5 protein-coding genes and 2 pseudogenes are annotated in these 3,932 nt (G+C 35.3%); all 7 read right to left on the bottom strand.

The window, feature by feature from the left end:
- Nucleotides 1–204 precede the first annotated feature (204 nt).
- A pseudogene (locus tag B2S90_RS11020) lies at nucleotides 205–279 on the bottom strand (IS607 family transposase); the annotation flags it as partial.
- A 152-nt stretch (nucleotides 280–431) separates the two neighbouring features.
- Complete coding sequence (dprA, locus tag B2S90_RS10130) at nucleotides 432–1,181, bottom strand: DNA-processing protein DprA (protein ID WP_055233988.1); 750 nt, start codon at nucleotides 1,179–1,181, stop codon at nucleotides 432–434.
- 66 nt (nucleotides 1,182–1,247) lie between these two features.
- Entirely contained in the window at nucleotides 1,248–1,883 is a 636-nt protein-coding gene (locus B2S90_RS10125) for a ribonuclease HII (RefSeq protein ID WP_286697001.1), read from the bottom strand.
- Complete coding sequence (gene ylqF / locus B2S90_RS10120; protein ID WP_055288881.1) at nucleotides 1,876–2,736, bottom strand: ribosome biogenesis GTPase YlqF; 861 nt, start codon at nucleotides 2,734–2,736, stop codon at nucleotides 1,876–1,878. The genes B2S90_RS10125 and ylqF overlap by 8 nt, the downstream gene beginning before the upstream one ends.
- 10 nt (nucleotides 2,737–2,746) lie before the next feature.
- Entirely contained in the window at nucleotides 2,747–3,274 is a 528-nt protein-coding gene (lepB, locus tag B2S90_RS10115) for a signal peptidase I (RefSeq protein ID WP_286697000.1), read from the bottom strand.
- A gap of 36 nt (nucleotides 3,275–3,310) precedes the next feature.
- Nucleotides 3,311–3,658, bottom strand: coding sequence for a 50S ribosomal protein L19 (rplS, locus tag B2S90_RS10110; protein WP_006504716.1), 348 nt, complete (start codon nucleotides 3,656–3,658; stop codon nucleotides 3,311–3,313).
- Between the two features lie 115 nt (nucleotides 3,659–3,773).
- A pseudogene (locus tag B2S90_RS10105) lies at nucleotides 3,774–3,932 on the bottom strand (tRNA (guanosine(37)-N1)-methyltransferase TrmD); the annotation flags it as partial.

Raw genomic sequence — 3,932 nt, 5'->3', positions numbered from 1 at the left:
AAGGCGCTCTTGTGATTAAAGAAGTTTTCAAATGCGGTCTGTCCGTTATTTACTGCCTGTGTTACCGATTTTGAATAAGCTTCCTTGATTCAGGAATATTCTGGATGGCTCGAAAGATACTCATTGTTGAGCCATACGCTAAACTGGAAGCTGCTCATAAACTTTTTGCCACTTTCATAAAGTTCCTTCTCTATCTCAACGTTATAATATCTTAACAGATACGCCTAAAAGTTCAGCAAAATCCTTTAATTTGTAATTTATGATATTTGATATGTTCATTTTAACGCTCCCTCTATGAGCATATTTAAACACATTCAAACACAAAATGGTCGATATATTCAGTTACTTATAGTTCCCTCCTTCATCACATTATAATATGGGATTTTTTTATTTTGTCAACATCTTAGTGAGAATAAGAAGCGAAACGCTTCCTATTCTTCTAAGATATCTTCTACATTCATAACTAGTTTTGCACCCTGCTGAATCAGGGCATTACAGCCTTTTGAGTCATACACACGCCCTGGAACTGCAAGTACATCCTTGCCCTGTTCCAAGGCAAAACCAACTGTAATCATCGTGCCGCTTTTAAGATCAGCCTCTGTAACAAGAAGTTTCTTAGAGAGTCCTGCAATAATACGATTTCGTTTAGGAAAATGATCTTTACGAGGTGGCGTACTTCCAGGGTATTCACTTAAAACAAGTTCATTCTTCAATACATAATACAGATCTTCATTCATCGGTGGATAAGGATAATCGATTCCACTACCAAGCACTGCGACAGTATGTCCCTTTGATCGAATAGCTGTGCGGTGGCTGACGCCATCAATTCCCTTAGCCATTCCCGATACAATCACAATATCATTCTTCACAAGTTCTTTTACAAGTACACGTGTCGCCTGAACACCATACTCGCTGCAGTCTCTTTTACCAATAACCGCAATACAGTCTTTATCTAGTAAAGATAATGATCCATAATAATAGAGTACAAATGGTGGACAGTTGATATATTTAAGCTGTTGTGGATAATCATCACTAATAATAGTCGTATAAGAACTCTTAATAGTTTTAAAGAGTTCTTCTTTTAAAGATTCATCCACACGTTCCTTACGTTCTAAGGCCTTATAAATCAAATCAAACTGTCCCTTATACTTCAATGAAAAATAAAGTAGAATATCTTCCATATCAATCACCTCCTACTATATCTATTCTTAATAGAAGGCTTATTTTCTCAAAAAAGAGAAAGATCTTTAATCTTTCTCTTCAAAATCAAAGGATAATTGTTCATTCAGTACTTTCTGTACTGGCGCAAAAGAACGACGATGAATTGGAGTGACACCATACTTTTCTAATGCTTCTTTATGGGCTTTAGTAACATAACCCTTATGTTTTTCAAATCCATATTCTGGATATTGCTTTCCATATTCCTTCATCATGCGGTCTCGAGTGACCTTTGCAAGGATACTTGCTGCCCCAATAGAAATACTTTTCGCATCTCCTTTAATAATAGAAAGATGTGGAATATCTCTCAAGGGCATTGCATCACTTAATGTAAAATCAGGCTTTAATGAAGCAATAATACGTTTCATACCTGTACGAGATGCTTCATAGACATTAAGTGTATCTACTTCTTCTACTGATAAAACCTCTATTTGATAAGCAAGCGCATTTTCTATAATTAAATCATAGAGTGCTTCTCTTTTCTTTTCTGTGAGCTTCTTAGAGTCGTTAATACGTTCATCATAGAAATCTTCTGGAAAGATGACACCACCTACAACAAGTGGCCCAGCCATCGGTCCTCTTCCTGCTTCATCTACGCCCAGTATTCTAGAGTAGCCTGCAACTCTAGCTTCGTTTTCATATTTTAAACGTTCCTGTTTATTCATCGCTAAGCTCCCATGTGATTTTTCCAAGAGAACCGTTCTTTAAATCATTAAAGAATGTTTCCTGTACACGGTCATAATCTGTTTCGCCTCTTAATTTCTTAATATGACGATAATCTGAGATATGATCATATACTGGAATTACCCAATCTGAATCTAAATCAATAGTCAAATTATAACGTTGTTTCAACATGTCTGGATAATGTTTTGCCAGATAACCTATTGCATGAATAAATAAATCATCAAGTGGAAGGATTTCCATCTTAATAGAGCCACATAATGCGACGTTCATTGCTTTATTGATATCTGTGAATTTAGGTTCTAGTACACCTGGTGTATCGAAAAGTTCAAAATCCTTATCAACACGGATAATCTGCTGAGCCTTTGTAACACCCGGCTTATTTCCTACTGCAGCGGCTTTTCTTTTCGCAATCTTATTGATAAAAGTAGATTTACCAACATTAGGAATACCAGCCACTAGAGCACGAATTGGCTTAGGTTTTAAACCTCTTGCGGCTTCTTTTTCACGCTTTTCTTTTAACTGATAGCGACACATGTTCACAATCTTCTTTTCTTCCTTGAAGTTCTTTAAATCAACTGCGATAGCGCTATGTCCTTGTCTTTTAAATTCTGCAATAAGAGCTTCTGTTGCCTTAGGATCAGCTAAATCCTTCTTTGTAAGAATATAAAGACGAGGTTTATTCTTGATCATATGATCAAGTTCTGGATTATGTGTTGAAAAAGGAGCACGTGCGTCAACAAGTTCAATCACAATATCTACTAACTTTACTTTACTTTCGATTTCTCTTTGGGCTTTAGCCATATGCCCTGGATACCACTGAATCTGCTTTGCCATAAGTTCCTCCTCAATCATTTCTCTTAATATGCTGGATTGGATAAATAATATATCCATTTTTTGCACGAATATCTTCTATATGAACTGGTCCAAAATATCTTGAATCATAGGACATAGGACGATTATCACCTAGAATAAAGTATTCATCGTGTCTTAATTTAATTCTAAAATCTTTTGTATAATGTGTTAAATCATATTTAATCTTTTCTTTTTTCATGAAAGGAATCTTAAGAAAAGGTTCTTCTACTAATTGACCATTAATATATAAATGATCATTCTTGTAGCTGATTTCCTCTCCTGGAAGACCAATAACACGTTTAATGACATCTTCTTTTAATGAGCTGCTGCGAACATCAACGATATCAAAACGATGAATCTGTTTATAAGATGTCACTCCCGTCATTAAGATACAGTCACTATCATGAATAGTTGGCATCATGGATGTTCCTTTCACCTTGACCGGAAGTACGACAAATGTAAATAGACATAATATAAGTAGCGCTATTCCAGGTAAACACAGTTTTTTTATTTTATTCATAATATAGAAAAAAGAATGGGGTAAGCCCCCATTCTCTTATCGAATTTCTTTGATTCTAGCAGCTTTACCAGATAATCCACGTAAGTAATGTAATTTAGCTCTACGTACTTTACCAACCTTAGCTACTTCGATATGATCGATGATTGGAGAGTTTACTGGGAATACTCTTTCAACACCTACACCATAAGAAATCTTTCTAACAGTGAAAGTTTCACCAATACCATGACCCTTTTTAGCAATACAAACACCTTCGAACATCTGAAGACGAGTCTTATTACCTTCCTGGATCTTTACGAATACTTTTAAAGTGTCACCAGCTTTGAACTGAGGTACATCAGTCTTGATCTGGCTCTTAGTAATTTCATTTACTAACTGCATGTTCATGATAACATTTCCTCCTACACAAATTTAGTCTTGGAAGCTCATTCGTATATATAACCAGCGGAACTTCTGTGTCTTACGACTTGCCTATTATAGCACCGTCTTTTTTATAAATCAATTACTTTTTTAATTCTTTTAGAATTTCTAATTCTTCTTCTGTAAATGAGCGTTTTTCTAATAAATCAGGACGTTTGATCATAGTTTTACGTAATGATTCCTTTAAACGCCATTTACGAATATTTTCATGATGACCACTTAAGAGGACATCAGGAACCTT

Source organism: Catenibacterium sp. UBA627 (assembly GCF_002299355.1).
In the GTDB taxonomy this organism is placed as follows: domain Bacteria; phylum Bacillota_I; class Bacilli_A; order Erysipelotrichales; family Coprobacillaceae; genus Catenibacterium; species Catenibacterium mitsuoka.
Note: the sequence above shows the minus strand (reverse complement) of the source record. Positions and strands in the feature narration are given on the sequence as shown.

Bases quoted from the DNA above. Each gene is read 5' to 3' on its own strand.
- ylqF (WP_055288881.1), bottom strand. From the start codon at position 2,736: ATGGCAAAGCAGATTCAGTGGTATCCAGGGCATATGGCTAAAGCCCAA.
- lepB (WP_286697000.1), bottom strand. From the start codon at position 3,274: ATGAATAAAATAAAAAAACTGTGTTTACCTGGAATAGCGCTACTTATA.
- B2S90_RS10125 (WP_286697001.1), bottom strand. From the start codon at position 1,883: ATGAATAAACAGGAACGTTTAAAATATGAAAACGAAGCTAGAGTTGCA.
- rplS (WP_006504716.1), bottom strand. From the start codon at position 3,658: ATGAACATGCAGTTAGTAAATGAAATTACTAAGAGCCAGATCAAGACT.
- dprA (WP_055233988.1), bottom strand. From the start codon at position 1,181: ATGGAAGATATTCTACTTTATTTTTCATTGAAGTATAAGGGACAGTTT.